General features: G+C 54.9%; 1 rRNA gene. It reads left to right on the forward strand.

Going from position 1 to position 266, the window contains the following annotated elements:
* A 23S ribosomal RNA gene (locus FE394_RS19700) occupies positions 1-266 on the forward strand; the annotation flags it as partial.

A 266-nucleotide genomic window follows, 5' to 3' on the forward strand; every position in this document is an offset into this window, starting at 1 on the left:
TGATGGCGTGCCTTTTGTAGAATGAACCGGCGAGTTACGATCCCGTGCGAGGTTAAGCTGAAGAGGCGGAGCCGCAGCGAAAGCGAGTCTGAATAGGGCGTTTAGTACGTGGTCGTAGACCCGAAACCAGGTGATCTACCCATGTCCAGGGTGAAGTTCAGGTAACACTGAATGGAGGCCCGAACCCACGCACGTTGAAAAGTGCGGGGATGAGGTGTGGGTAGCGGAGAAATTCCAATCGAACCTGGAGATAGCTGGTTCTCCCC

Source organism: Xenorhabdus littoralis, from assembly GCF_033949345.1.
GTDB lineage: Bacteria > Pseudomonadota > Gammaproteobacteria > Enterobacterales > Enterobacteriaceae > Xenorhabdus > Xenorhabdus littoralis.